The organism is Burkholderia mycopellens (genome assembly GCF_964265025.1).
Lineage (GTDB): Bacteria > Pseudomonadota > Gammaproteobacteria > Burkholderiales > Burkholderiaceae > Burkholderia.
Genome location: NZ_OZ183802.1, coordinates 533,284 through 555,807 on the forward strand (window position 1 = coordinate 533,284; position 22,524 = coordinate 555,807).

At 57.4% G+C, this 22,524-nt stretch carries 24 protein-coding genes; 7 read left to right on the forward strand and 17 right to left on the reverse strand.

What is annotated here, in order from left to right; genetic code table 11:
* Positions 1-69: 69 nt before the first annotated feature.
* Entirely contained in the window at positions 70-1,464 is a 1,395-nt protein-coding gene (locus ACPTTC_RS02595) for a hypothetical protein (RefSeq protein WP_423391461.1), read from the reverse strand.
* A 1,022-nt stretch (positions 1,465-2,486) separates the two neighbouring features.
* On the opposite strand from ACPTTC_RS02595, the gene ACPTTC_RS02600 reads away from it, so the two are divergent.
* Complete coding sequence (locus tag ACPTTC_RS02600; RefSeq protein WP_423391462.1) at positions 2,487-3,590, forward strand: hypothetical protein; 1,104 nt, start codon at positions 2,487-2,489, stop codon at positions 3,588-3,590.
* A 4-nt stretch (positions 3,591-3,594) separates the two neighbouring features.
* A complete protein-coding gene (locus ACPTTC_RS02605; protein ID WP_423391463.1) occupies positions 3,595-5,841 on the forward strand; it encodes a hypothetical protein in 2,247 nt (748 codons plus the stop codon).
* A 400-nt stretch (positions 5,842-6,241) separates the two neighbouring features.
* Here ACPTTC_RS02605 and ACPTTC_RS02610 read toward each other — a convergent pair whose 3' ends face one another.
* From ACPTTC_RS02610 to ACPTTC_RS02620, 3 genes are all read right to left on the reverse strand, one after another.
* Positions 6,242-6,712: a hypothetical protein gene (locus ACPTTC_RS02610; protein WP_423391464.1), complete on the reverse strand. Its 471-nt coding sequence runs from the start codon at positions 6,710-6,712 to the stop codon at positions 6,242-6,244.
* A gap of 6 nt (positions 6,713-6,718) precedes the next feature.
* Entirely contained in the window at positions 6,719-7,045 is a 327-nt protein-coding gene (locus ACPTTC_RS02615) for an H-NS family nucleoid-associated regulatory protein (RefSeq protein WP_423391465.1), read from the reverse strand.
* Positions 7,046-7,358: 313 nt separating this feature from the next.
* Positions 7,359-7,694 (reverse strand): H-NS histone family protein, encoded by a 336-nt coding sequence (locus ACPTTC_RS02620; RefSeq protein WP_423391466.1) that lies wholly within the window; start codon positions 7,692-7,694, stop codon positions 7,359-7,361.
* A 208-nt stretch (positions 7,695-7,902) separates the two neighbouring features.
* Here ACPTTC_RS02620 and ACPTTC_RS02625 point away from each other — a divergent pair, with 208 nt between their 5' ends.
* Entirely contained in the window at positions 7,903-8,451 is a 549-nt protein-coding gene (locus ACPTTC_RS02625) for a hypothetical protein (RefSeq protein WP_423391467.1), read from the forward strand.
* Positions 8,452-9,198 (forward strand): hypothetical protein, encoded by a 747-nt coding sequence (locus ACPTTC_RS02630; RefSeq protein WP_423391468.1) that lies wholly within the window; start codon positions 8,452-8,454, stop codon positions 9,196-9,198.
* Between the two features lie 163 nt (positions 9,199-9,361).
* Here ACPTTC_RS02630 and ACPTTC_RS02635 read toward each other — a convergent pair whose 3' ends face one another.
* On the reverse strand, positions 9,362-10,048 hold the full coding sequence (locus ACPTTC_RS02635; protein WP_423391469.1) for a hypothetical protein: 687 nt from the start codon (positions 10,046-10,048) through the stop codon (positions 9,362-9,364).
* A gap of 238 nt (positions 10,049-10,286) precedes the next feature.
* Here ACPTTC_RS02635 and ACPTTC_RS02640 point away from each other — a divergent pair, with 238 nt between their 5' ends.
* Positions 10,287-10,631 (forward strand): helix-turn-helix domain-containing protein, encoded by a 345-nt coding sequence (locus ACPTTC_RS02640; protein ID WP_423391470.1) that lies wholly within the window; start codon positions 10,287-10,289, stop codon positions 10,629-10,631.
* Positions 10,632-10,824: 193 nt separating this feature from the next.
* Here the strand turns inward: ACPTTC_RS02640 and ACPTTC_RS02645 are convergent, their stop codons facing one another.
* Entirely contained in the window at positions 10,825-11,031 is a 207-nt protein-coding gene (locus ACPTTC_RS02645) for a hypothetical protein (RefSeq protein WP_423391471.1), read from the reverse strand.
* A gap of 15 nt (positions 11,032-11,046) precedes the next feature.
* A complete protein-coding gene (locus ACPTTC_RS02650; protein WP_423391472.1) occupies positions 11,047-11,451 on the reverse strand; it encodes a hypothetical protein in 405 nt (134 codons plus the stop codon).
* Between the two features lie 65 nt (positions 11,452-11,516).
* On the opposite strand from ACPTTC_RS02650, the gene ACPTTC_RS02655 reads away from it, so the two are divergent.
* Positions 11,517-11,774 (forward strand): helix-turn-helix domain-containing protein, encoded by a 258-nt coding sequence (locus tag ACPTTC_RS02655; protein ID WP_423391473.1) that lies wholly within the window; start codon positions 11,517-11,519, stop codon positions 11,772-11,774.
* A gap of 83 nt (positions 11,775-11,857) precedes the next feature.
* Here the strand turns inward: ACPTTC_RS02655 and ACPTTC_RS02660 are convergent, their stop codons facing one another.
* The 10 genes from ACPTTC_RS02660 to ACPTTC_RS02705 all read right to left on the reverse strand — a co-directional run bounded on the left by ACPTTC_RS02660 (position 11,858) and on the right by ACPTTC_RS02705 (position 18,896).
* On the reverse strand, positions 11,858-12,226 hold the full coding sequence (locus ACPTTC_RS02660; RefSeq protein ID WP_423391474.1) for a hypothetical protein: 369 nt from the start codon (positions 12,224-12,226) through the stop codon (positions 11,858-11,860).
* Between the two features lies 1 nt (position 12,227).
* Positions 12,228-12,527, reverse strand: coding sequence for a hypothetical protein (locus ACPTTC_RS02665; protein WP_423391475.1), 300 nt, complete (start codon positions 12,525-12,527; stop codon positions 12,228-12,230).
* 105 nt (positions 12,528-12,632) lie between these two features.
* Entirely contained in the window at positions 12,633-13,439 is an 807-nt protein-coding gene (locus ACPTTC_RS02670) for a DUF4942 domain-containing protein (protein ID WP_423391476.1), read from the reverse strand.
* 65 nt (positions 13,440-13,504) lie between these two features.
* Positions 13,505-14,599 (reverse strand): hypothetical protein, encoded by a 1,095-nt coding sequence (locus ACPTTC_RS02675; protein WP_423391477.1) that lies wholly within the window; start codon positions 14,597-14,599, stop codon positions 13,505-13,507.
* Positions 14,596-15,528, reverse strand: coding sequence for a phage capsid protein (locus ACPTTC_RS02680; RefSeq protein ID WP_423391478.1), 933 nt, complete (start codon positions 15,526-15,528; stop codon positions 14,596-14,598). Before ACPTTC_RS02680 ends, ACPTTC_RS02675 begins: the two co-directional genes overlap by 4 nt.
* A gap of 52 nt (positions 15,529-15,580) precedes the next feature.
* On the reverse strand, positions 15,581-15,778 hold the full coding sequence (locus ACPTTC_RS02685; protein WP_423393307.1) for a hypothetical protein: 198 nt from the start codon (positions 15,776-15,778) through the stop codon (positions 15,581-15,583).
* 55 nt (positions 15,779-15,833) lie between these two features.
* A complete protein-coding gene (locus ACPTTC_RS02690; RefSeq protein WP_423391479.1) occupies positions 15,834-16,829 on the reverse strand; it encodes a YqaJ viral recombinase family protein in 996 nt (331 codons plus the stop codon).
* Positions 16,830-16,899: 70 nt separating this feature from the next.
* Positions 16,900-17,100 carry a hypothetical protein gene (locus tag ACPTTC_RS02695; protein ID WP_423391480.1) on the reverse strand — a complete coding sequence of 67 codons (201 nt, stop codon included), beginning with the start codon at positions 17,098-17,100 and terminating at the stop codon, positions 16,900-16,902.
* On the reverse strand, positions 17,097-18,065 hold the full coding sequence (locus tag ACPTTC_RS02700; RefSeq protein WP_423391481.1) for a DUF932 domain-containing protein: 969 nt from the start codon (positions 18,063-18,065) through the stop codon (positions 17,097-17,099). Before ACPTTC_RS02700 ends, ACPTTC_RS02695 begins: the two co-directional genes overlap by 4 nt.
* Positions 18,066-18,206: 141 nt before the next feature.
* A complete protein-coding gene (locus ACPTTC_RS02705; protein ID WP_423391482.1) occupies positions 18,207-18,896 on the reverse strand; it encodes a hypothetical protein in 690 nt (229 codons plus the stop codon).
* A gap of 1,707 nt (positions 18,897-20,603) precedes the next feature.
* Between ACPTTC_RS02705 and tssF the strand changes: the two genes are divergently transcribed.
* On the forward strand, positions 20,604-22,484 hold the full coding sequence (gene tssF / locus ACPTTC_RS02710) for a type VI secretion system baseplate subunit TssF (RefSeq protein WP_423391483.1): 1,881 nt from the start codon (positions 20,604-20,606) through the stop codon (positions 22,482-22,484).
* Positions 22,485-22,524: the final 40 nt, after the last annotated feature.

Below are 22,524 nucleotides of genomic sequence, written 5' to 3' on the forward strand. Positions count from 1 at the left end.
ACGACCATCTATTTGTGATCGGTTCCTCTGGCATTCTGTTGGCGTAGCCTTTATCGTGAAATTACAGGGTTAGTGTCTCAGGCAAGCGCTGGTTGCGGTATGGTGAGGTTTGCCAATGTGCCTGTGTTGATCGTGATTGTTTTTGTCACCATGTTTGGGAGAAGCGGTGGTTGCCGATGCGACGGGCTGACTTGACGGAACACTGAACTGATCTGGTAAGTCGATTACTCTGATTTCATCCTTGGTCGGAGTTAGGCAACCCTTTGAATCGATATTGTTGCTCTTTGATTTGCTGAGCACCGGTGCCGATTCTGCTTCTAGCTCGTCAGGGTTTCGGTTGTTGGACGGCGAATGCGTATCCAGGAAGGGAAACATTTTGGGGCAGACGAGTTTGACGTCTCCAAACTGAAATCGGACGAACGCCTGAACGAATCGATCGCTGGTCCTCGGTTTGTACCCAAGTGATTGATAGACTGGACGCTCATCGCTCTTCAGGATTTCGTATGTTCTTTCGTTATTATCTATAACGCCCATTGTTCTCATTGCAATGAGAGCAACAGGCTGGGCTGAAATTCCATTTAAGAGTGCGATGTACGTGACTGCTACGATAATCAGAAGTGCGCCCTTTAGTGCCTTTCCGTGCGATCCGTTGTCAGATCGTGTTTTGAGATAAAAGGCCCCGGGGAGGAAGCTGATCAGGATGGTTATAAAAAATAAAATTGCTGCTTTCCAGCCATGCAATGGAGAACCGAAAGAATCGGAAAGCTTGGAGGCGGTGAATATTGGATATATGGCGTATATGCCCGCGCCGATTATTGCGGTTGAAACGGCGACGCAGCGTGACGCGCGACGTGTGGAAATGGACTGAAGAAAGGCTATGACTCGATTTTTTTGTTCGGAAAGGTGCAGGGGCCAATCGATTTTTGAGGGCGATCTCGGAACAACATTCATCCAGGCCGGACTCCACCATGCAATCACGCTGAGGGCTATCCATATTGCTATCAGAGAGCCGATTGAAGTTGCCCAGAATTGCCAAGTTGAGAGCGTCGTTTCGTTAGACGAGTATCCGATAGCCGCGTAGAATGCCGCCAATATTACCGAGCTTAATAAAATAAATGTGGGTAGTCCTTTGGCCGGGAGCTTGTCGGCAGTTCCGCTCAGAAACATGCAGACGATTATGGATGGAATAATGATGGAGATGGTTAAGGATCCCCATAAAATCAGAAACGCTTGAAGCAAGGCCGAGAGCCCTGCGAGCGAAAGTGTCGACGGCGCGAAGAGGTCGGTGTGACTGATTAGTCTCAGGTAGTTGTATATCAGGATTGCTGGGATCGGCAGCGACACGGCCCCGGTTTTCAGAACGGCATCCAGGACGTCCCTGTAAAGTGCGAGTTGATCGCGGAAGGTCGGAGGTTTCGATTGCTCTGGAGCGGGAGTCCCCAGGCGACGATTTTTTCTCACCATTTTTAAAGTTCCAAGGTTACATTGAGTTAAAATTAAAAAAATCTACGCATATTCAAGCAGGCTAGGCAAGGATAATTGATTTCGATGAGGGCTGCATTTTGGAAGTTTTCGGTTGATTTTTCTCGTGGATAAATGGCGGATTGGCGCTGCAGCTGGCTGTGCTTCGTGGAGGCATAAATCTAAAGTCATACAAGCGGACCTTGAGCCGTTGTGTTCGGCGATAGGTGATGGACAAAGTCTCGAATTTGTTGCCCTAGGGCGCAAACGGTGAGAGCGCCTCGGTCGCCTGGAACTTAGCGATACGCTCTTGTTCGGAACTTACCGTAGGAGACGGCACGTTTGCCATGACTGATCGTGGGGAACCAGGATTTTCTCGAATGCCGAATGCTCGCCATCGGGTAGCAGGCAGACGTACTTTCGCTTTCGGCGTACGGAGCATTTGCTAAGTATTGCTCCGGCTGCACGGAAGTCGTTCAGCTCGCCGGCTCGAGAGGCCATGTCTTGTTTGAAATATGCGAGATTGATCGCGCGGAACATATGGCCGACGGCATCGCGAATGCCGTAACCTGATTTCAGGGGGGGGGGCATGACTAGGCTATCAATCTTGTCAAGAGGTTCGTCATACGAGGGCACGTAACTTTGTCGGCGGGCCGAAGCCATCGATTGCTGGCCGCACCCGGGCCGACTGCATTGTCTCGCCGTGCCCAGACCGGCAGACGGCGCATACGGCACACCTCGTTCCCAAGGACCGTTTCCAAACGGTAACGTCCGGACTCGGCACGGTTACGATTTTAGTGTTGCCACGAGATTCTGGATGTGTGCTTTATCATTTCGCCATGGCGGATGGAAAACGATTACCATCGAGGTTTGATTGCGACGCCGACGGAAGTCTGCATAGGGCCGCGTTAACGTCGCGAGCATAGCCCACCAACTTGCGAACCATCCTTAACAAACAGGCTGACATGGCTGAGCCTCGATTGCTAAATTTGCGATTACCGTTCGACCTAGTTGACGAACGATTTGTGCACGACATCGCGCTCGATGGTCGTGCTGTTGCGCTGACCGTTCCTGACAGCTATGTAGACGACATGGCTGGCGATATCGCGCGGTCGGAGGTACTAGCCATCCAGCGATTGCTAACTTTGAGTCACCACGCCGAGATTAAAGTTAGCTGGGAGGCACAGATTGCCGTGCGGGCATTGGCGTCTCCGTCGCTCTTTCCACTGCTAGCGGTCGCGATAACTTTGGAAGAGACAGGGCACACGATAGAGGGGATGGGAAACGAAGAGGCAACCGCTCATATGGAAGCCACTCGTCGGAAACTATTCAAGCAGCGTCTGAAGACTGACATGTTTTCCGACACGCAGATCGTTATTTGCGCTGACAGCCGGGGACGCGGTACGCCGCCGGATTTGTACGGCAATAACGGCCGTATGATCGCGCGCGATGATTTCGAAGCCATAATTGAAGAACTGGTTGTTCTGCAAGCGGGTACGGCCGTTTCGACCTCGACAGCAGTCCAATGGAGTTCGGCGTTGGCGACGATCGTCTCCGAGCTATTCGAAAACGCTGACACGCACGGAAAGACGGAGCTCTCTGGTTTACCGATTCGAAAGAACGGAATTCGGGGGCTTGTGTTAAAGCGAATCAAGCTCGACAGGCCAGCAAATAAGGGCGCGGGGAAAGTGGCAGAGAAGATGGACGCCTTCGAGCTCTCCGTTTTCGACTCAGGACCAGGCTTTTTTGCGTCCTTCTCTCGACGGCCGATTCTGGACGACGTTGATCTTGACCTTGAATGGAAGGTTCTTCACGCATGCCTTGAGCGTCACTACGAGCCTGGACTTACTGACGTGCGCCAAGGGCATCGAGGAATGGGGCTCTATGAGGTGCTTCGTGCCTTGCAATTGCTCCGCGGGGCGATGGAGGTCCGCACTGGAAGAATTTTTGGATATCGCACCTTCATGGAGGGTGACCTCAAATTCATGATGGAGCCAGCTACGTCTCTTACGCGCCCCGGCATGCCTAAGCCACAGCTGCTCGATGTGGCGCGCCGCATCGTAACGGTTCCGACACAGCATGAGTTGTTGATTGGTTCGTCCATCCGAGTAATCGTCCCCCTAAATTGAAAGTATGAGTGCGCTTCGTCTAACAACAAGATTTCGTCAAGAAGCGTATGAGGGCGAGCCCAGCCTTCTGGTTTATGACGAATATGAATTTACTGAATCGACTCTGAGCGAAGATGTCCGCAACATTTTCGACCGTCATCCAGCGACTGCGGACATTTATGTCCTGGCACCGTTCGTCGATAACGACGAAATCGTAAAGTCGATCGCGAACGGCATTGCGGTGGCGCGAGCTCGACGATATTTCGAAGGAATCGGCGGCAAGATTCGCCTTCTGTTTATCGCCGAAGAGGACGGCGGAAAGCGCCACATCTCAGCCATACCCTTTGAGTATATCGATGGGCAGGTCTCACCAGGTGAGCCACAGCCGTTAGACAAAAGGCTTTCGAGTGGTTGGTTATTCGACCTATTTGATCGCGGGGGTGGCTTAATAGAGGCCCCTCCTGGAGTTCACTTCGGAAAACTATCGGGGCGGCATTCAAATAAGTTTCTTCGAGCTAGCGCTCCGCTTCTTGCCTCAGAGCAGTGCGCAGTAGTCGCTTTTTTTGCTCTTGCCGCAACGACAGGGCAAGCACCCTCACGTATTCTAGTAGACACAGCTCCCATCATTGCTGTTGCGTTCGCGATGGCGCGCATGGCTGTTGCTTACAGATTGTGGGAGAAGCAGCCGCCAGTGAAATCGTTTAGTTCATATGGTGGTGTCGAAAACCTCCCTCGTCTGCGCCCGAGCGACTTGTTTTTGCTCTCCGCGTCGACGTCAGGAGGATTGGCGGAAGCGCTCAAAGGGGTCGGAGTCGCGAAAGAGAGGATTGTCACACTTTTTTATTTGGAATCGAGTGCAGCTGAATACAAAGGTATTGTCGTTTGTAACCTTACATATAAGAATGACGGCCTCTACGGCTACACGAAAATCAGCAATCACCAGGCTTCAAATTGTCCGTATTGTGAAGCAGGTTATTTTCTCGCTCAGCTCGAAGGTGACCAGTTCTTGCTAGAAAAGCGGGCCGTTAAGCGGCTTTCCGTTCGTACCTCGTCGCAACCGGCGGATGCGAGGAAGGTCATCGAGCGACTGGCTCGGACGGGCTGTCTATCTGTTACGCTTTACAAAACCCCCCGTTCGCCGGCAAGTACGGTAATCGATGGTGAGCGTTTTCTCGATGCGGATAAGTCTCTCCGAGCAGACTTTGTTCGAATGTTGCGTAGATTTGCTCCGGCACCACTGGACTGCATCCTGCTCGTCGGTATATCCGAAGACGCATTCGCGAAATTGGTGGAAGAAGCGGGAATGAGAACGGTTGTAGGGACCGCTACCATTACGGACTCCCTCGAGGGCTTGAAGACCGTGAAGGGCGGGGCCGCGCTTGTTGTCTTCGGCTGCCTCAGCGATCACGCTCAAGCACGCGAAATCAATGCGAGGATGCGAACGCTGGTTCCTGGTGGCGCAGTTGCCTATCTTTCAGCTATTACGGTAGCGCAAACTCGTCAAGCGCTCGATGACCTCGAGATGTTCTTAAGCTATGGCGAGAGAGGGCGCGACACGTTCACAGTCCGTTCTGCCCTCAATTTCATGCTTCCTGCTCCTGTACCATTGGCAAGCGCTTGGGAAGCGGAGCACGAGTTGTTGCTTCGCATGGAGGAGGAGAAAGCGCTGTCGCCCGAACTACACGCTCGATTGCAAGAGCTCAATGCCACTGCAACCGGTACAGACTGTTTGTTCTTCTGCGGCGACCGACCCAAGCTAGCGATCGCCCGTGATTTCGTCTATTTGGATACGAAAGTCAGGCACGAATCTATCTCGCAAGCAGATATCTACGCGGTCGTTTCGAATATGCTTGCATGCGTTCGCGCGGATAACCAGGGGCTTTCTGCAAAGAAGACGCGCGAGATGGACCCAGCGTCGGGAACCTCTAGCGTGTACGGCCACGCCCTGGTGTGTCCCACCAACTTCGAGAATTACAACGATGCGGTTCTTCGCGCCGCGTTTCTTCGTGCCGCCAGTCCATCGGAGCTTCTGTATTCAGTAGACGATGAGTGCAGTACTACGATGCTGAATGTGATTGTCGCCGAGGCTGCTGCTTGGAGTGAGGGTGCTGGGGCGGCTTTGCCGGAGTTCTTGTTGGCGTTGGCTGCTCGCAGGATGCGTTTGGCGGATAAGCACATGGAAGAATTGAGTACTCGACTCAAAGATTTAGCGTTACCCGAGTATCTTCGCGATCTCGCCAATGTGATAGGGAACCTCCAGGAGTTTGCATGAGTGTGTGCGCAGTGTTCTGGTCGCAAAGATGCTCCCGTGAGTTATTCTTTGGGAGCCGACGCACGGCCGGAACTGCACGCTGTTCTTAGAGCGACGGCATTCAAGGAAATCACCGAGAAGAGTGCAGTGTTTCCAGGGAAGAGGGCGGCTTAAATTGGCCGGATTGTCGCATGACTACTTGGTCAGATTTGCGAGTATTCCAGCCGTATCGAAGGTGCATTTCCCGTTCTCTGAATGCTAGTAGTTGCCAACTGCAGTCCGACGGAGAAGAGGCGTATATTGATAGTGCATGGCAGCAGTGTGGTGTGAAGGCGTGTATTCATTGCCTAATGCAAGGTAGGTCAGAATACACCCGATAAATTGGACGTCGATGGCGGAACTGAAAACGTGACGCTCGGTGTTACGTTTGAGATGTCGTGCCTGACGACGGAAATGGCGAGAGCGCTTCGGTCGCAAGGAACTGGGCGATGCGCTCTTGTGCAGAAGCTATTGTGTGCGTCGGCACACTTGCCAATTGCTGATCGTGGAGCAATAGGATCGTCTCGATTGCTGAATACCCGTCATCGGGCAGCAGCCAGATGTCTTCTCGTTTTCCGCGTACGGCACATTGGAGAAGGGCGGCTTCAGCTGCGCGGAAGTCACTCAAGACACTGGCGCGCGAGGTCATGTCCTGTACGAAATAGGCGACATAGATCGCCCGGAACAGTCTGCCGACAACATCGAGATTCCCGTGACCGGATTTCAGGGCGGTCAAAGCAAGGTGATGCTCTAGCGACTTCCTCTGAGCGACTGTCGCGGAGAGGGGCAGCAGCATCGTTTTGGTTAGGACCTTCCGATGCTTGGCGCTGGTTCGGCGCTTGTCTTTGCTCATGTGCGTTTAGTTCCGCTCAGGCCACCACGGCTTTGGCGCTTCCCGAATCAGGTAGTCGTCGAGGTTCTTGTCGACAAGCCACTTGGGCCGGGGGCCTTTGCCGGACCATGAGTTTCCGGAACTCGGGTCGTAGTACATTGCGGGCGCCTTCTGTCGCTTAGCCTGGATGAAGCCGCCTGCGCGCAGCAGTTCGATCTCAGAGATGCCGTATTCCTTGACGTCTTCGGCGATCTGTTTGAGTTTCGCTTGCTTCTCCTGCGTCTTTGCGTCTTCAACCAGCAGGTTCAGTTGGCCGAGCTGCTTCTGCAGTTCGCGAATGGAGGTGTTGCTCATACTTGCCTTGTCTCGAGCGAATCACTGCTTGGAGGCACTTCCAGCAGTCGAGTTCGCGGTGTAGTTGATTTTGCTGAAGATTGACCCGGCCACGAGAGGAATGGCGGCTGAGCGAGTCAACTAAGCTGAGTACTCCGAGCGGAGCATGTCGGGCATGCGCGTGCGATGCCGATGAGGACGCAATTGTAACCGACGCGCCGGGGGGGACCTTGACCGTGCGTGTGGACCACGAATAGCAGCGGTGGACGTTGACGTGTTTGAGAGGTCGAGCGCCGAACAAAAATGAGGAGGGGCGTCCCTCCTCGCCGGTTCCTTAGCTTTTGATCAGGAAGTCGTCGCGATTGGCGGCATCTCTGATCCAGGCCGGAGGTTTTCCTTTGCCAGTCCAGGTTGCGCCAGTCGCCGGGTCGCGATATTTGGGGATGCTGGTAGCTTTCGTGAGTTTAACTGACGATGCTTTACGTCCCTTGGCGGCCTTGGGGAAGTTGAGTTCCTGGGCCGTCACATCGTACGTGGCAATGAGTTCGTTGATTTGATTGATGGCTCCGATCTTTTCCTGCGCACGTTGCGCGTCGGCTGCTTTGCGCAACTCTTCGAGCTTTTGTTCAAGCTCTCTGATCTGAGTGTGAATGTCTGCTGTCGTTGTCATCTGCTGGTCCTGTGGGTTGAGGGGATAACACTGGCGGCGTTGCGCTTGCGGCTCGCCTGACGAGGCGAGATGCCACCGCATAGGCCGCGTGAGGGGCTGAAAATCAGCGGCGAAATCGGAACGAGCGTTTCGCAGCTACCATGGCGAAACGCGAGGAAGAATAATGCGTTAGGCTGCGCGGTATTTCAATGACCTGTTAGGTTAACACATGTCACACAAACCCGAATTCGTAACTCCCGCCGTGTTTGCCGTGATTGAGCACGTGAACTTTCCGAACATCAAGCCCAAACGTTGTGCATTGAGTGGTGAACCGATTTCACGCGGTGATTTTGCCTATCTCGTCAAGTTTCAGACCTACAACGATGCCCCGCGCTATTACGTTTCGGAAAATGCTGCTAGGCAAGACGTAGGTTTTCAACTGTCCCTGTCCTTTTATGCGTCTCGTGAATATTCGGCAAAGCTGATGTTCTATGGTCGTATCGATGATTTGCAATCCTGGGGCCGTACGTGGATGGTTGATCCAGATTGGTCACGCGAGCGATACGAGCGGATACAACGTCGCGACTACCTCGCGCGTGCGATTCATTCCGGGTCATCGGAGATGATGGAGCGGATGACAGAGAAGTATGGCATTCGAGCCGAAGATGTCACGGCGATACTCGCGGAGCCGTTGACGCCTACGCGCCCTCAATTGGACGACGATGCTCTCTGGGATCAGCTCTGGCAGCGCATCGGCGAACTGGAAAACGATTCGTAGATGGACGCTTACTACGGGCATGATCACTGGGAGGTGCTTGGGGCGGCCGTGATGTGCGATCTGCATCCTCGGCTCGCGCAGCGCTATACGGATCTGTCGCCGGTGCTTCGTGTTGCGCTGGCATGCTCGGACAATCCCCTGTTCGTGCGCCTTGCGATGGAAAGCGATGTGGTACCCGACTGGCAAAGCGTGCGCGACCTGCTGGCAAAGCCGCGCCTGGAACTGGATGACATGCTCGCGCTCGCGACTTGGGGCAAGGCCCATCCCGCGGCTTTGGAACGGATCAATATGGCACACGCCACGACCGGCATTCTCAACGTCTCCGCTGGCGGCTCCTTGGGCTTCCGGATGTTGGAAAGCGGGCATAGTTCCTACCTGATCTATTTGTTTGCCGGCGAGTCCAAGCTGTGCCCAATGTTGGATCGTTTCGATCCGTATGACCCTCAGGGAGAAGCATTACCGGCGGACGACAGTACATCGCCGACACGTCGCCCATGGAGCGATGGTGGCGGGGCCTATAAATTCCCGTACCTGTATCGTGCCAAAGTGGTTCAGGCGCTTCTTGAGGGCGATATCACGCGTGCAAGCGAGATCGTCGCGATCATGCGTCAACGTGTTCAGCACTATTACCATGGGAGCCCCGCGAGCTTCATCAATGCCACCGCCAAGCTTGTGGTTCAATTCGCCAAGCGCGCCAAGACTGTCACCAAGACGAACGGGAAAACCAAGCCAGTGGCCGCGACATGAACACGGCTTGTGATTACCGAGTCAGATACGTGGTGCGTCCAAAGGCTAGGCTCTGTGGAGGAAGTTCGTCTTCGACGCGCACGTGAACCGGACCTGCGTCTCGGCGATCGAACCCGCGATTGCGAATGTCACTCGGACGTCAGCCACGGTCCGTATCGAACTCTTAGTGGTTGTCTCGGGCTTCCATCCATCCGTTGTCGGTCTTGATCATGTGGATTTGACCATGGTTCATTGTCAGCGTGTGATCTTGCGCGAAGTCTTCCGGTTTCATGTGGGCGATATCGAGATGCTCCCAGACTACTTGCACAGTCTGGGGGCATCCTTGATGCATCTGTTGATAGATATACTGACTTGCCTCCATGTATGCCTTTGCAACATTCGTCCCACGATGCATGTGGTCGTAGTTGGATTGGTTGGCTGCATCCATGCCGATCGATTGACGGAAGTCACTATCTGACCCATTGGGGTTTTCTGCTTTCCATTGGTCTCTGACTGCATCTTCTTGATCGATGCGTTGTTGAATTTCAGCATCGGCATTCTGAGCGATTTGCAACGCCCCTTTATAGGACGACATGTTGTTGGCTGTCAGATAGTCCTTGATTTCATCCGTCGGATGGATGACTAGTTTATAGCTGACGTAGACAAGATAGCTTCCGTCTTGCTGCTGGATGCCGTTGAGTTTCTTGAAGTCTTGCATATCGACGAAGCTGCATTCACCGATGTTTGAGACAACAGCTTTTTGTGCTTCTTCGGCACTGGGTTTGCTGTCGTCATTGCAAGCACTAAGCGAGAGTGCGATAGCAATGCTTAGAGAGAGCTTCAAAATTCCTGAGCGTGTTTTGTTCTTCAATTTACGATTCCCCGATTGTGGTTAGCCTGTTGCTAACGGTGGTGTAAGGATTGAATGCGACGCAGATCGTTATGCAACGTTTGCGCGTTTGAGTTGTCGGGGCAGAACCCGGCAGTACGGTCCTCGAGATCGGTTGACTAGAGAGACCGATAACATCGAATTGAGTTGAGTATCAACTCTGTAGGCCCTTCATGTCAAAGGGATGGTGCCCAACCATTTCGGTTGACTGGGAGGGCTCATGCCGAAATCGAAGACCGACAACCTTGCTGTCGTGGTGGGGCGCGCAATCGCGAAACAGCGCATGGCTTGTGGCTTGACACAGGAGGACGTTGCCGAGGGGTTGGGCATTGGCCTAGAGGCGGTTTCGCGAATGGAGCGTGGGGTGGTGATTCCTACCGTGGTCCGATTGTTCGAGCTTGCGGATATCTTTCAGTGTGACGCTGCCGACTTGCTGACCGAGGCGAGCAGCCGGTCCAGCGATCAGGCGAGTCATCTGAGCCGGCTGCTATCGCGGCTCTCGACGTCGGATCGAACTCTGATGCTCGAGGTTTTCGAACGTCTATCGGCGCGCTTGTCCGATTGATGAGCGACTTTTCCTGATCGATAAGGGGCGGAGCAAGAAGCTCGTTTCCGCACGAGGTGCGGCAGAAGTCCCGCCAGGGTCACTGTGTTTTGTCCGGCGAAGGTGGCGAGCAAGTAAAAAAAGCCGACCGGCAAGCCGGTCGACAAAAAGTTCTGGCGATCCGAGGACGATGTGTGCCAGAACCTGAGCGGGACTACGAGGGTGCTGTCAGATGCGGGCGCTCTCGTGCTCGGCGATGCTCGGCAAGGATGGCGGCATGAACGCGTGCCGCGTAAATATCGGCCTGTGTCATCGTCTCGGGCTGTTCGACGAGAGCGGCGAGATGTTCAAGTGGAGGCGTGCTTGTAATCTCAAGCGCACCGTCTGATCGATCTTCGATGGTGATGATGTATTTGCTCATGATCCTGGATACGGCTCAAAGCGAAGGGTCAGGGGTGCCGTCAGACCGATGGGACGTATTCCGTTCTCCATCCACGGATCGACCCACGGTTGACGATTCCGTGTCCAGGACGGCGGCGCACTCGCGGTAGATGGACGACCCCAGCAGGCCGGCCCGTTCCAATGCATCTAATCGCTCGCGTCGGACGTGGACGGGGAAGGTTGCATCGCCGACAAGTGTCCAGGCGGCATCAATCAGCGCCCGCCGTGCTGCACCCCGTCGACAGAGATAAATCACCCCGGCGATCGGCCCGGTACAGATCGACGAAACGATCCAGCCCGCGGGCGTCAAATCGACGCGGCGGGCGCGGAGCCGGTGCATATCAAGCGAGATGGCGAACGCCGTGGCGATGGTGCAGCCCAGCCAAAGTAGTTGAAACATGTCAGCTCCTTAAATATAGCGTATACGGATACAGAATATCCGGTATGTGTATCTAGAATTTCGTCATGACCCACCCGATCCATGACCCCCGCTACCAGCGGATCGCGACGTTGCTCGCCGAACTGCGGAAGGCGCGCGGCCTGTTGCAGCAGGACGTTGCGGATCGACTTGGACGGCCCCAAGCCTTTGTCTCGAAGGTGGAAAGCGGCGCCCGCCGTGTCGACATGATCGAACTGCTGGATTTCTTGCGGGTCCTGGAGGCCGATCCCCACGCGTTCATCGACGCGCTGTTGAACCAGCCCATCTCTGCATTGCCGCGCTGATAGGCTTGTAGCCACCGGGTACCAGGAACGTCGTCGAGGGGGCTTCGAGCGTCCGTCGGCGCATTTGATCCGTCGATGCGCGACTATTCCGGATCAGTAAGCGGCGGGGCAAGAAGCTCGTATCGCAACGACGATTCCAGTTGAAACCACTCGGCAGGCAACAGGACGATCGTGGCGGACCGTTTGCTCGTCGTGTGCATCCAGATTTTTTGTCCAGACGACAGGAGATAGCTGGATTGCAAGTAGTGTCGTGTATGCAGGGCCCGCTCGTTGCGCTGCCAATCCTCGTCGCTCAGGCGGCCCCAGTCGCCGCGGATATGGCGAATGAGGAAATGAACAAGCGGGACATGCACGCGGTTCAGTGCGTCGAGTGCCCCCTGAGAGACGAACACGTATCCGAGCGGGACACGAGCTGGCGCACGGAGTTTGGAGGGGAGCGTATAGGTCGCCATGTCAGTAGTCCCCCGGCAACAGGAACGTCGTCGACGAGCGATCCGCTTCGGTGATGACCCAGACGGTCTGTCCGTTGGGTAGGACGTAGCTGGACAACAGGCGCGAACCGGCCTCGACCGACAATTCGTTTTGCTCGCGGTCGGATTCCGACAGACTCCCCCAATCGCCGAGTACATGACGGATCAGGAGATCGACGACGGGGATTCGTGCGTCGTTCAAGACGTCGACGGCCGCCGGCGTGGCGAAGATCCGGCCGGGCGCAAAGCGTGGTCGCGCGCGGATGGTGGATGGCAGGCTCATGAGGGTGGTTTCCTTAAATGGCGCGAACGCCGACCTCCGGTAGAACCGGATAGCGACGTCGGTGAATGGAATGGGGAAAGACGAGACGCAGGACGCGTCCCGGAACTACCGCGCTTCCGAGGCGAGCGCGTTCGGGTAGTGCTTCGCGAGGATCTTGTTCATTTGCTCGACGAGATCAGGGCGCAGAAACGTCAAGTGCCCATTGCCGTTCTTGAACCAGCGCAGTTGGAAGTAATCATTCTCGGCTTCGGTCTTTCGTTGGCGCTGCGCAGCTGAGATGAGCCCCGACATGCCGTGCCGATGATCTGGCTCCGGTACGCCGTTGAGCACGCTGAACACCCGCATCAGATCGTCCAATTCATTCGTGACGTGGTAGTTCGAGCAGCCTTGCGAAAACAGGTGTTTGACGATGATCCGTTTGCCGAACAGAAACGGTTGATTCGTTTTGTAGTTCCACGACAGCCGCTTGAAGCACTGCAATACGCCACGTTCGAACATGTCGCCACGCGCGCCATAGAGCTGCGCGAAGGTTGCTTCGATATTGGCGGCAGTCAGTTCAGGCACGTCGCCTTCGGCAATCTGGTTGCTCCATTGCTCGCGGGCCTTGGCGTCCATGAAGGTACGCAATCCCGATTCCGACAGCAGGTAGTCCCAGCCGCGTATGTCGATGATGCGCACCATGGAGGCTTCGGCCTCGTCGCGTTTCGCATATTCTCCGGTTATGGTGGGGCGGCCACGACAGCCGTAGCTTTCATCGAGCACGAGTCGTGGAAAGCCGAGATGTGCAGCCTTGGCAAGTTGTTGAGCTTCGCCGAGCAGATCGAGGGCGGCGCGCACGCGCTCGACGACGGCGACACGCTGGTTCGCGAGATTGGCGATGCTGATGCTGGGAACGAGTGTGTTCGAATCCATGTCGCATGAGAATGATGGAAGTGATGGGAACAGATGAAAAAACGCCGGGCGCGAGGCCCGGCGTTTTATGCCGCAACGTTGAGTTCGGCAAGCTGGCGACGTAGCTCGGCCGCGCGTGCCTGCGAGCAGCCCAGGTGTCGGCGGATGTCGGCGACGGTCGGCCGGACCAAGCCGGCGGTCACGTCACGAACGAGCTGCGACAGGTGGTCGTCGATGGGAGCAACGGTGGGTAATGGCGTGATCGGATCGTCGCGCGGAGCGTGGCTGCGGATCGGACTGTCGTAACGGGGCGCTACGTTTTTGCGACTAACGGTCTCGTCAGCGTGACTCGCCGTGACTGGCATGACTACCGGTCGAGTCATGTCGGGCGTGTCCGTGACTGGCGAGATGGCTGGCTCAGTCACGGCAGGAGTCACCGTGCCCGCCGAGCGCACTGGCGGTGTGATTCCAGTCAAGACTGGTTCTGTCGTCGGTAACGGCGACCGAAGTACGACCGTCCACAACAGGCACGCGACGCCTTCCAGTACGGCGGCGAACATCAACCCCGACAGCAGGTCGACGCGCGTTGTCGTGACTCCGAGTAACGCAGCGAGCCGTGACGTGACTGGATCGACGAGTAACGCGTCCCGCTGCACCGTGACTCGATCCGTGACTGCCTGCTGACGCCGAACGTCATCCGCTTCCGCATTCAGAGCGTCCAGTCGTGCGGCAAGCGTCACGCGACGGGCGTTCAGCGTCGTGCAGTTACCAATGCAGTCACGCGCGTTCGCGGTGGCGAGCTGAGCCGTCACAGTTGCTCGGTCCGCCATGACGACGGTGAGACTGCGAGCGGACACCAGTGCCGAGGTTGCCTGTACCGTCGACGCTCGCAATTCACCGGCATGCTGTTGGGCGAACGTAAAGAACACGGCATGACCGAAGCACGCAGTCATCAGGCACGCAACCCACAGCAGGCTACCTATGCCGCGAATGACGATCGGCGTATCTCGAAGCAGCGCCGGTAACAGATGCGCGCTCGTGACGAGCACCAGGCCGATTGCGACCCAGACGAGCCGTTCCGGGAGCGACCCGCCGCGCTGCCAGCCGGCGAGCACCGACAGGCAGAGCGCGGTGGAGGTTGCACCGATCGCCAGGACGAATGCCCAGCGGTGTGTGCTCATGCCGCCTTGCCGCCGAGCAGCACGGCTTTGCGTTCGAGCTTGTCACGCAGTGTCGAAGGTTGCGTTCTGGTTGTCTCACCGGCACCACCATCGCCAGCATCCTGGGGACCTGGCGTGGGATCGGGATAAAATTCTTCCACGACGGCCGCTTGTTCATCCGGGCTGTCTTCGAATGCACCGTTGGCAAACCCGAGTCGAGCCGCGGCATCCAGCGCAGCCTGGTCGAAACCGGCGGCCCGGCGGCGCGTGTCCAGTTCCTTTGCCTCGATCAACGCTTGTTCGAGCTTGCTCCCTGAGCGTACTCCCAGGTCGACGTAATAGATCGCCGACCGGTAGCTCTGCGTGGTCGACTTGCCGCGCAGCTTCAGTTCGAGTGGCAGGCAGGCGAGCAGATTGCCCGACACGGCACTGAAGTAATGCAGACGGGCGGCGAGCGTTCGAATCGAGTTGTAGGAGGTCGTGCGCAGGATGAACGAACCCATCTCGTCATCGTCGCCGATGATCACGTTCAAGCGCCCGTAAGGCTTGCAATTGCCTTGGCGGCCGAACGTGCAGCCGTCCGGGGAGGGGCAGGGCAGGGCCTCGATACCGGTATCGGTCATGCGCCGACACGTTTCGCCGTTACCGACGCACACGGGCCGTCCGGTATCGCGATCGAATAGCGAGTATTCCGACCGGAGGTTCAGATCCGGATCGTTGAACAGCACTCGGACAGGAATCGCACGCAGCTTGCCGGCGGATTTGCCAGATTCGGCCTTGCGCAGCGTCTCATTCAGCGGATGCAGCATCCATTCGCCGCGCTGCTGTACCTGCGTGGTGAGCGTGAATTGATCGTCCTTCTCGGGCAGACGCTTGCCGTTCTTCTCGACAATTTTTCCGATGGCAATTCGGCCCACAACGGGTGGAGTAATAGCAAGACCTTTGAGCATGGTGATTCTCGCAATAGAAAAGGGAAGGGGGATGACGGGCGAGCTGCGCCGACTACCGAGCGAAGTGCGCTTCGAGCTTGGTGTGGATCTCTTGCGCGACGCCGTGCCAGGCACGAGCACTGACCAGCGGGTGATCGCCGAGCTGTTTTTGCAACTCGTCGACCGGCAGCTTGGCGACGCGTTCGGCATGCTTGCTGAGCGCATCCATGACGAATGCCTGCGCGAGCGCGCCGTACCGTGAAAACTCCATGATGTCGGTCAGGCATTCGAGATTTGTTGTGCGTTGAGTCACGATCGGACTCCCGTCAGGTGGAAACAAGGAAGCGTCGGGAACCCGGCTTCGAGAGGGCGTACAGCGCTTCGAACTCGGGGTGATCGGCCAGCAGGCGAGCCAGGTCAAGCGAAGACGAATCCTTGCTGCGCTTGAACGACACGGTGCCGGTCTGGAATACGGCCCGGATTGCGTCACCCATTGCTTGCTGAATCGTTTGCTTGAATTGCGCTTCGAGCTGCTGACGCGTCTCGATCTCGGCCCGTACCGCGACCAGGTCGGCAAAGACGGACGATAGGCGGTGGTCGTCGCTGAAGTCGATCGTTCCGCCGTTGCCCGGATACAGGTGCCGCAGCGCACGGTCGGCCGACTCCGAGCCATCGGAGGGTGGCGGCGTGTCGGTTTCCACAAAGCGCCAGAAGCGCGCTTCGAGTTCGACCAGGCGTCCGATCAGCGCATCGTCGCGTTCGATCCGATGGACTTCGAGTGCTTGACCGCATAGCAGCACGGCGACGTGTGCCGCCGTCTTGCCGGTCACGGCCAACTGGTGCTGAACCTGGATCTGCACGTACTCGGGCACGCCGTCATGCCAGAGCCGCGCGCCGAACTCGCCGGCTGTCTTGCATTCCAGAATCTGCACGTCCGGCACACCGACAATTTCCCGGTCGATGTTGGCGAGCATCCATGGGATCGAGGGATGGCGCAGCACCGCGTTGACCTTGCGGACCTTGTTGCCGGTCTGCTGGGTATAGACGGCCGCAACGATGGGTTCAAGCAACGTGCCCCAGTACGTCGGCGACGTCGTGTCGGCTGGGTCCGGGCGGGGCAGACCTTCCGCGCGCCCGGTCTTGTCGAGCCACAATTCCAGCGAACTCATGTACGGATTCAGGCCGACAGCCGCGGCGGCATCGGAACTGCCAATGCCGGTACGACGAACAGCGAGCCAGTCGTCGCGACTCAGGTCGTGCGTCTTGACGAGCTTCAGTGCGGGCTTACGCGTGCGAGGTGGTTCGGGATGAGGTGTAGTCACGACGGACTCCAGAAACAAAAAAGCCCGGCAGAACGAATCTGACCGGGCGATAGGTGAGGGAATACGGGAGCTATGCGGAACCGATACGGCGAATGGCGTCTTGCAACGCATCGCCGACGAAGGTCACGAGCTTGCCGTTTCCGAGATGGACAGTCGTACCTTGGGGTTTGATTTGAAGGATCGTGGCGTAACGGCCGCCGAACCGTAACCCGGCTCCGCGCGGGATCTGGATCCGCATGTCGACGGCCAGCGGCAATGTCGGCGGCTTCATGCGACAAGCTTCATCGCCTCGTCCCAAACGCGCTGTTTCAACGTCGCACCGGCACCGAACCAGGCCGCATCGAGTCGGTGATCGTCGCTGCGAGCACGACGATGGTGATCCGTGAATTCCGTGACGGCATTCAACAGTCCCCATGCGGTACCCGACGCTGATGCGAGGTCGGCCCCTTTGCCGCGTCCGGCATAGAGCTGGCTGACTGCCTTGATGGCGCGTTCGTTGACGGCTACCGTTTCGCGATCGGGAAGGTTGGCCGTCGAGTAGGTCAGCACTCGCCGCAGGAACGCATCGGCGGCTGCGTCCGACACCTTGCGTTCGGACAGGGCTTTGGTGCGCGCCATGAACGCGTCCCATGTCGAGACCGCGATGCCGAGCTGGCGTTTGACTGCCGCCGCATCGAACTGTGAACGATGCGAGACCTTGATCGCGCCGACGTTGTGATCCAGTGCGATTTGCAGCGTGTTGTTACAGACGACACGCACCGACGTGAATTGCGCGGTGGTCGCCAAAGTGCCGTCACAAGCCGTAGCCAACAGCAGATAGCCGTTGATTTGATCCTTGCCTTTGAGCGTGCCGGATTGGCCGGTGCGGGCGAGCGCCCACAGCTTGCGACCTTCCTTAAGTACGCCGGCTGTCTCGAGCTGGAACCCGCCGATCTCCGTCAGGTCTCGATAAAATTCCAGGACGTCGGACGGTTGCACGACCTGATAACGGGCGGAGACGACGGACAGCGGCGCTTTGGTGTCCGAGCGGTACAGCACCTTCTGTTCGGGAAACGCGTGGATCGAACCGAGACTCCGGCCGCCCGCGGCGACGAAACGAACTTCAGCTTCTTCGATGCGCCAGTCCATGCCGGCGGCGTGAGCCCAGACTTCGAGCGGTTGTTTCGGCGCGAGCTTGTTGCCGAGACCGTGCCAAGGTTCGGCGCCGACGTACGCCATGGTTTGGACGAGATGCATGGGAAATGCTCCTATTAAAAAAACACAGTGCGTAAAACCCGGCTGAAGCCGAGCGAAATGAATGTGTGGAGAGAAATCGATGGGGAGGGGGATGGGCCGGTCAGGTGACGAGAGCGGCCGAGATAAGCGTGGATGTGCGCGTCACTGTGGCGGGGAGCCGAAAACATTCCCACACGAACGGCACCGATAGTTATCGAGAACGTTGTCGTCGATGGCGGCTCCCACGGCCGAGCCGGCGGCGCAGCCCGCAGCGCTACCAACCAGACCAGCGATGACCGCGCCGGCCAGCCCGCCGAAGACCGAACCGATCGGTCCGCCAATTGCGCCTACGACGGCGCCGGCCTCAGCGCCGGAAAGGGCCATCGCCATCCCGCTGGTTGCTCCGGCGACGCTCCCGATCGTACTGCCGGTCTTGCGTCCGATATTGAGGGTGTCGATCCGCGACGACAGGCAATGCGGGCACCGTATAGTCGGCTCGGTTGAAGTCGATGCATGCGCTCGGGACTGCAATGACGCATAGGGCGAGACGTCACGGGCGTCATCGGAGAGGCGCGACGATTCGGGTGTCTCGAACGATTCACGTCGTCCCGTTCGTCGAACGTATTCCTGACTATCGTCGGCGGTTGCACGCAATACGTGATCGGGATAGGGTGCGTCGGCCTCCCACTCGTCATGGGTATCGACACGGGGATACAAGGGGAATGCTGGAGCGGAGTGGTGGAGGCGTAGCCGCCTATTTCTGCTGACCAACCAATAGATGCCAAGCGCGAGCGAGACGGCAAGGGCGAGCGCCATAGCTGAGAGCGCGATGGGAGAGAGGGGGAAATTCACTGAGACTCCTGAGCGAAGTGCGCCAACTCAAAGTTGAGTCGACGGAGCGGCCGGGACTGGCCGTGCTCAAAAGGGTGATATGTGGCTGAAAAAGATTAGACTGTTGACCTAGCCGGGAGTCAGTTAAAGATCGTTAAAAAACGACGGATGCACCAACAAGACGCGGTGATAGAAAATTCATCGAACGGATTTGCAGTATCGTGGAAATAGTCGAGATTGTTGCTGGACTATCATGGACTACAGCGACATCGAGTAGAGCAGATAAATCGCGCGGGGTAGTGACGTTGTCGGTTGATCAATTGAAACGGTTGCGTGAGGCGCTCCTGCCTTATGGGCTCAAGCTGCTGAAATCGGAGTGGCATGGATGGAATGCGCAATATCTCGTCCGATGCCGCAACGGCCACGAGGTCAGCCGATCCGGTTCCCATCTGTACTATCACCTTGTCGCGTGCCCGTCTTGTCGCGACGAGGAATCCCTTCGGCAGCTAGACGAGCTTGCGCGACAAGCAGGTGGGCGTTGTTTATCCGAACGGTATTCCGGCTGGACGTCTCACTACCAGTTTATGTGCCGCGAAGGGCATGTCTTCGAGAAGACAGCCGCCAATATGCACAAAGGCTCATGGTGCGTACCGTGCTCACATGTGATGCATTCGAAGCGGATGGCTGATCCGGATGGGATGGAACGCATGCGTGCCGCCGCGCGGGCACGAGGTGGGGAGTGTTTATCGACCGACTATACGAAACTGAGCGACCGCTACAGCTTTCGGTGTGCGCAGGGCCATGAATGGGCGACGGTTGGGGCTGAGGTGCTGCGAGGTGCATGGTGTCGACAATGCGCGAACCGGGAGAAGTCGCGGGCATATCTCCGAGCGGATGGTCTACAGGAGATGCAGGCCCAGGCGTCAAAGCGCGGTGGTGCGTGTCTTGCCACGGAATACATCGGAAACGATGCTTATTACAGGTTCCGCTGCGAGCATGGTCATGAATGGGAAACGCAGGGCGCGAAGATATTTCGGGGAACATGGTGTCCCCGATGCCAGAACCAGGGCAACGTTTACGACATCGCTGATATGCGCAGGCTGGCGAAAGCGCGAGGTGGGCGATGTTTGTCCCGAGCCTACCGGAATGCCGCGACGAAACTCGAATGGGAGTGTGGCAACGGCCATCGCTGGTCGGCGGCACCTGGATCAATCGTCGCTGGAGGGTGGTGTCGCGTTTGTAGCTACGCTGCGAGGAAGTTGGGTATCGAACTGATGCGCACGATTGCAGCTGAGCGCGGTGGCCGATGCTTGTCGACCGAGTATGTCAACTCAAGCACGAAACTCGAATGGGAGTGTCATGTCGGACATCGTTGGCTCGCGCCGCCAAATGCGATTCGAAACGGCCACTGGTGCCGGCTATGCGCCTATCTGGCGATGACCACGAATCCCAAGACCATCCGCAAACGGCGTCATTTGCCGGTCAAGGTTTGATAGGCAAGGGGATTTCTGCCGCAGCAGAGGATGGGTTAAAGATCGTTAAAAGGTGTTCGATTGGCGGATTGGATGCCGTGATCGCGAATTCGTCAAACCGATTTGCGGTATGGTGGACGTGGCTGAAATCGTTGTCGGGTGTTTGCCACGCGTTACAGCGGCATCGAATACGACAGATTTTTTACACGGAGAAAAGGATACCGTCACTTGATTGGTGGTGAGTTCCGAAGCATGTATGGCCATCGACCCCGACGATTTACTGCCGCATTTCGAGCATGAAATGGCGTGGCTGCGCCGCTCGATGCGTACGTTTGCGCAGCGCGCCCCCAAAATCGCGGCTCGTTTAGCTATTACCGGTGAGCATTCGGAAGATCCGCATGTCGAACGGTTGTTGCAGTCGTTTGCATTGCTGGCGGCGCATCACAAAATCCGGCTCGAGGACGATGTACCCGCGTTCACGCGTGCTCTACTTGAGACGCTTCACGGGGCGTTTTTACGTCCATTCCCCTCCTGCGCGATCGCGCAGTTTCACGGCAGGCGCGACACCAAGCAGACAGAACCGCGTTTCATTGCGCGCGGCACGCAACTGGTGGCGCCTGCTCGCCAGGTGTTCTGTACGGCGGCTGACGTTACGCTGGTGCCGCTGGCGATCTCGGCCGTTCGGTACACGACAGCGGCCGTGGCGCCGATGCAGGCGACGCTGCCCGTCGACACGACGGGCCTTTTGTCGATCACGCTTGAACTGACTTCCCCATCGGTTCATTTTGCGATCGCACCGGACGTGCTGCGTTTGCATCTGGCCGGTGCCCGTGAGGTCGTCGCGGCACTTGCTGATGGCGTGCTACTGCATACGGCACGTGCGTTTGTCGAGCTGGATGACAATGGGCGCTGGAGCCGGGTGGATATGCCGCTCGCAGCGGCGGGCTTCGATGATGCCGACGCGCTGCTTCCCATGCCGCGTGACGCTGCGGTGGCGCCCTATCACCTGCTGATGGAGTACGGCGCATTTCCGGCTCGTTTCGATTGGTTCGATTGGAGTCTGGAGCGGTTGAAGCGGACGGCCGCGAACGCCCGGCGGATCACTTTGCACCTGGCGCTGACTGGCATCCACCCGGATTCTCATCGCGCGCAGCGATTGGCTGCGGCAACGGCCGACAATCTTCGCCTGTTCTGCGCACCGATCGTCAATCTGTTCCCGAGTGGTGCCGAGCCGATTGAGACACAGGCCGGGTTGGCGTATTACGCACTCAAGCCACTTGCTGCGAAGACGGCGGCAGCCAAGACTGAAGTCTGGTCGATCGATCAGGTTCGGCAGGCGATTGCGGACGGCACCGCAATCTTGCCGCCGTTCGAGTCGTTGCAGCACGTCATCAGCAAGGTACCGGGTCTGTACTGGATTCTGTTGCGTGACGAGGCGCGGCGCGCACCGAAGGCCCCAACCGAACCTCTGAAGCAGGTTCAGCAGGCGATGCTGAAATCGCCAGTGGCGGCGAATGTTGACCCGCTGCGGGGCCTAGAACTGGCGCTTGTGAACGCGAACGGCGCACCAGTCGATCCCGAAGTAAATCGTAAGCTCGACATCACCCTGTCGTGCACGAATGGCAACCTGGCGGACATGCGCGAGCGGCAGTTGGCACTGCGAGCCGGTGATTCGGCGGGTGACATTGTCCTGTTGTCCGCTCCGAGCCCAAGCAGCGCGCCGGTTTTTCGGCGCGGCGAGCTTTGGGAACTGCTGTCGTGGCTGGTTCCACAGGCGATACGGCTCAGTGTCGATGGGCTCGGGCAGTTCAAGCAGATGTGCACCCGTTTCGCGATGACTGCGCCCGACGCAGGGCGCCGCTTCGATGCGCTGACATCACTGTCGACCGTGCGTGTGCGCCGCTGGATTCCTGGCAAGCCTGCTTCCGCATTTGTACCCGGTCTGGAAATTCAGCTCGCGATCGACGAGCAACGCTTTACGCAATTCAGTCTCGATGGACTGGGACGCATATTGGATCAACTGTTTGCGCCCTATGTGCAGATCAACAGTTTCGTGCAGATTACGCTGCTGTCGGCCAATACGGGCGCAACGCTTCGACGCGGCGAGCTCTGTCCGGGCTTGCAGCTGCCTATTTGATCGTTCGAATTGCGGTGGATTTGTAGACAGATCGGTAGAA

What these genes read in the sequence shown, in the direction of transcription:
- tssF (WP_423391483.1), top strand. Translation starts at nt 20,604, where the DNA reads ATGGCCATCGACCCCGACGATTTACTGCCGCATTTCGAGCATGAAATG.
- ACPTTC_RS02620 (WP_423391466.1), bottom strand. Translation starts at nt 7,694, where the DNA reads ATGACAACGACAGCAGACATTCACACTCAGATCAGAGAGCTTGAACAA.
- ACPTTC_RS02650 (WP_423391472.1), bottom strand. Translation starts at nt 11,451, where the DNA reads ATGTTTCAACTACTTTGGCTGGGCTGCACCATCGCCACGGCGTTCGCC.
- ACPTTC_RS02680 (WP_423391478.1), bottom strand. Translation starts at nt 15,528, where the DNA reads ATGCTCAAAGGTCTTGCTATTACTCCACCCGTTGTGGGCCGAATTGCC.
- ACPTTC_RS02670 (WP_423391476.1), bottom strand. Translation starts at nt 13,439, where the DNA reads ATGGATTCGAACACACTCGTTCCCAGCATCAGCATCGCCAATCTCGCG.
- ACPTTC_RS02630 (WP_423391468.1), top strand. Translation starts at nt 8,452, where the DNA reads ATGGACGCTTACTACGGGCATGATCACTGGGAGGTGCTTGGGGCGGCC.
- ACPTTC_RS02595 (WP_423391461.1), bottom strand. Translation starts at nt 1,464, where the DNA reads ATGGTGAGAAAAAATCGTCGCCTGGGGACTCCCGCTCCAGAGCAATCG.
- ACPTTC_RS02700 (WP_423391481.1), bottom strand. Translation starts at nt 18,065, where the DNA reads ATGCATCTCGTCCAAACCATGGCGTACGTCGGCGCCGAACCTTGGCAC.
- ACPTTC_RS02615 (WP_423391465.1), bottom strand. Translation starts at nt 7,045, where the DNA reads ATGAGCAACACCTCCATTCGCGAACTGCAGAAGCAGCTCGGCCAACTG.
- ACPTTC_RS02640 (WP_423391470.1), top strand. Translation starts at nt 10,287, where the DNA reads ATGCCGAAATCGAAGACCGACAACCTTGCTGTCGTGGTGGGGCGCGCA.
- ACPTTC_RS02655 (WP_423391473.1), top strand. Translation starts at nt 11,517, where the DNA reads ATGACCCACCCGATCCATGACCCCCGCTACCAGCGGATCGCGACGTTG.
- ACPTTC_RS02610 (WP_423391464.1), bottom strand. Translation starts at nt 6,712, where the DNA reads ATGAGCAAAGACAAGCGCCGAACCAGCGCCAAGCATCGGAAGGTCCTA.
- ACPTTC_RS02605 (WP_423391463.1), top strand. Translation starts at nt 3,595, where the DNA reads ATGAGTGCGCTTCGTCTAACAACAAGATTTCGTCAAGAAGCGTATGAG.
- ACPTTC_RS02695 (WP_423391480.1), bottom strand. Translation starts at nt 17,100, where the DNA reads ATGAAGCCGCCGACATTGCCGCTGGCCGTCGACATGCGGATCCAGATC.
- ACPTTC_RS02660 (WP_423391474.1), bottom strand. Translation starts at nt 12,226, where the DNA reads ATGGCGACCTATACGCTCCCCTCCAAACTCCGTGCGCCAGCTCGTGTC.
- ACPTTC_RS02625 (WP_423391467.1), top strand. Translation starts at nt 7,903, where the DNA reads ATGTCACACAAACCCGAATTCGTAACTCCCGCCGTGTTTGCCGTGATT.
- ACPTTC_RS02665 (WP_423391475.1), bottom strand. Translation starts at nt 12,527, where the DNA reads ATGAGCCTGCCATCCACCATCCGCGCGCGACCACGCTTTGCGCCCGGC.
- ACPTTC_RS02645 (WP_423391471.1), bottom strand. Translation starts at nt 11,031, where the DNA reads ATGAGCAAATACATCATCACCATCGAAGATCGATCAGACGGTGCGCTT.
- ACPTTC_RS02685 (WP_423393307.1), bottom strand. Translation starts at nt 15,778, where the DNA reads ATGGAGTTTTCACGGTACGGCGCGCTCGCGCAGGCATTCGTCATGGAT.
- ACPTTC_RS02675 (WP_423391477.1), bottom strand. Translation starts at nt 14,599, where the DNA reads ATGAGCACACACCGCTGGGCATTCGTCCTGGCGATCGGTGCAACCTCC.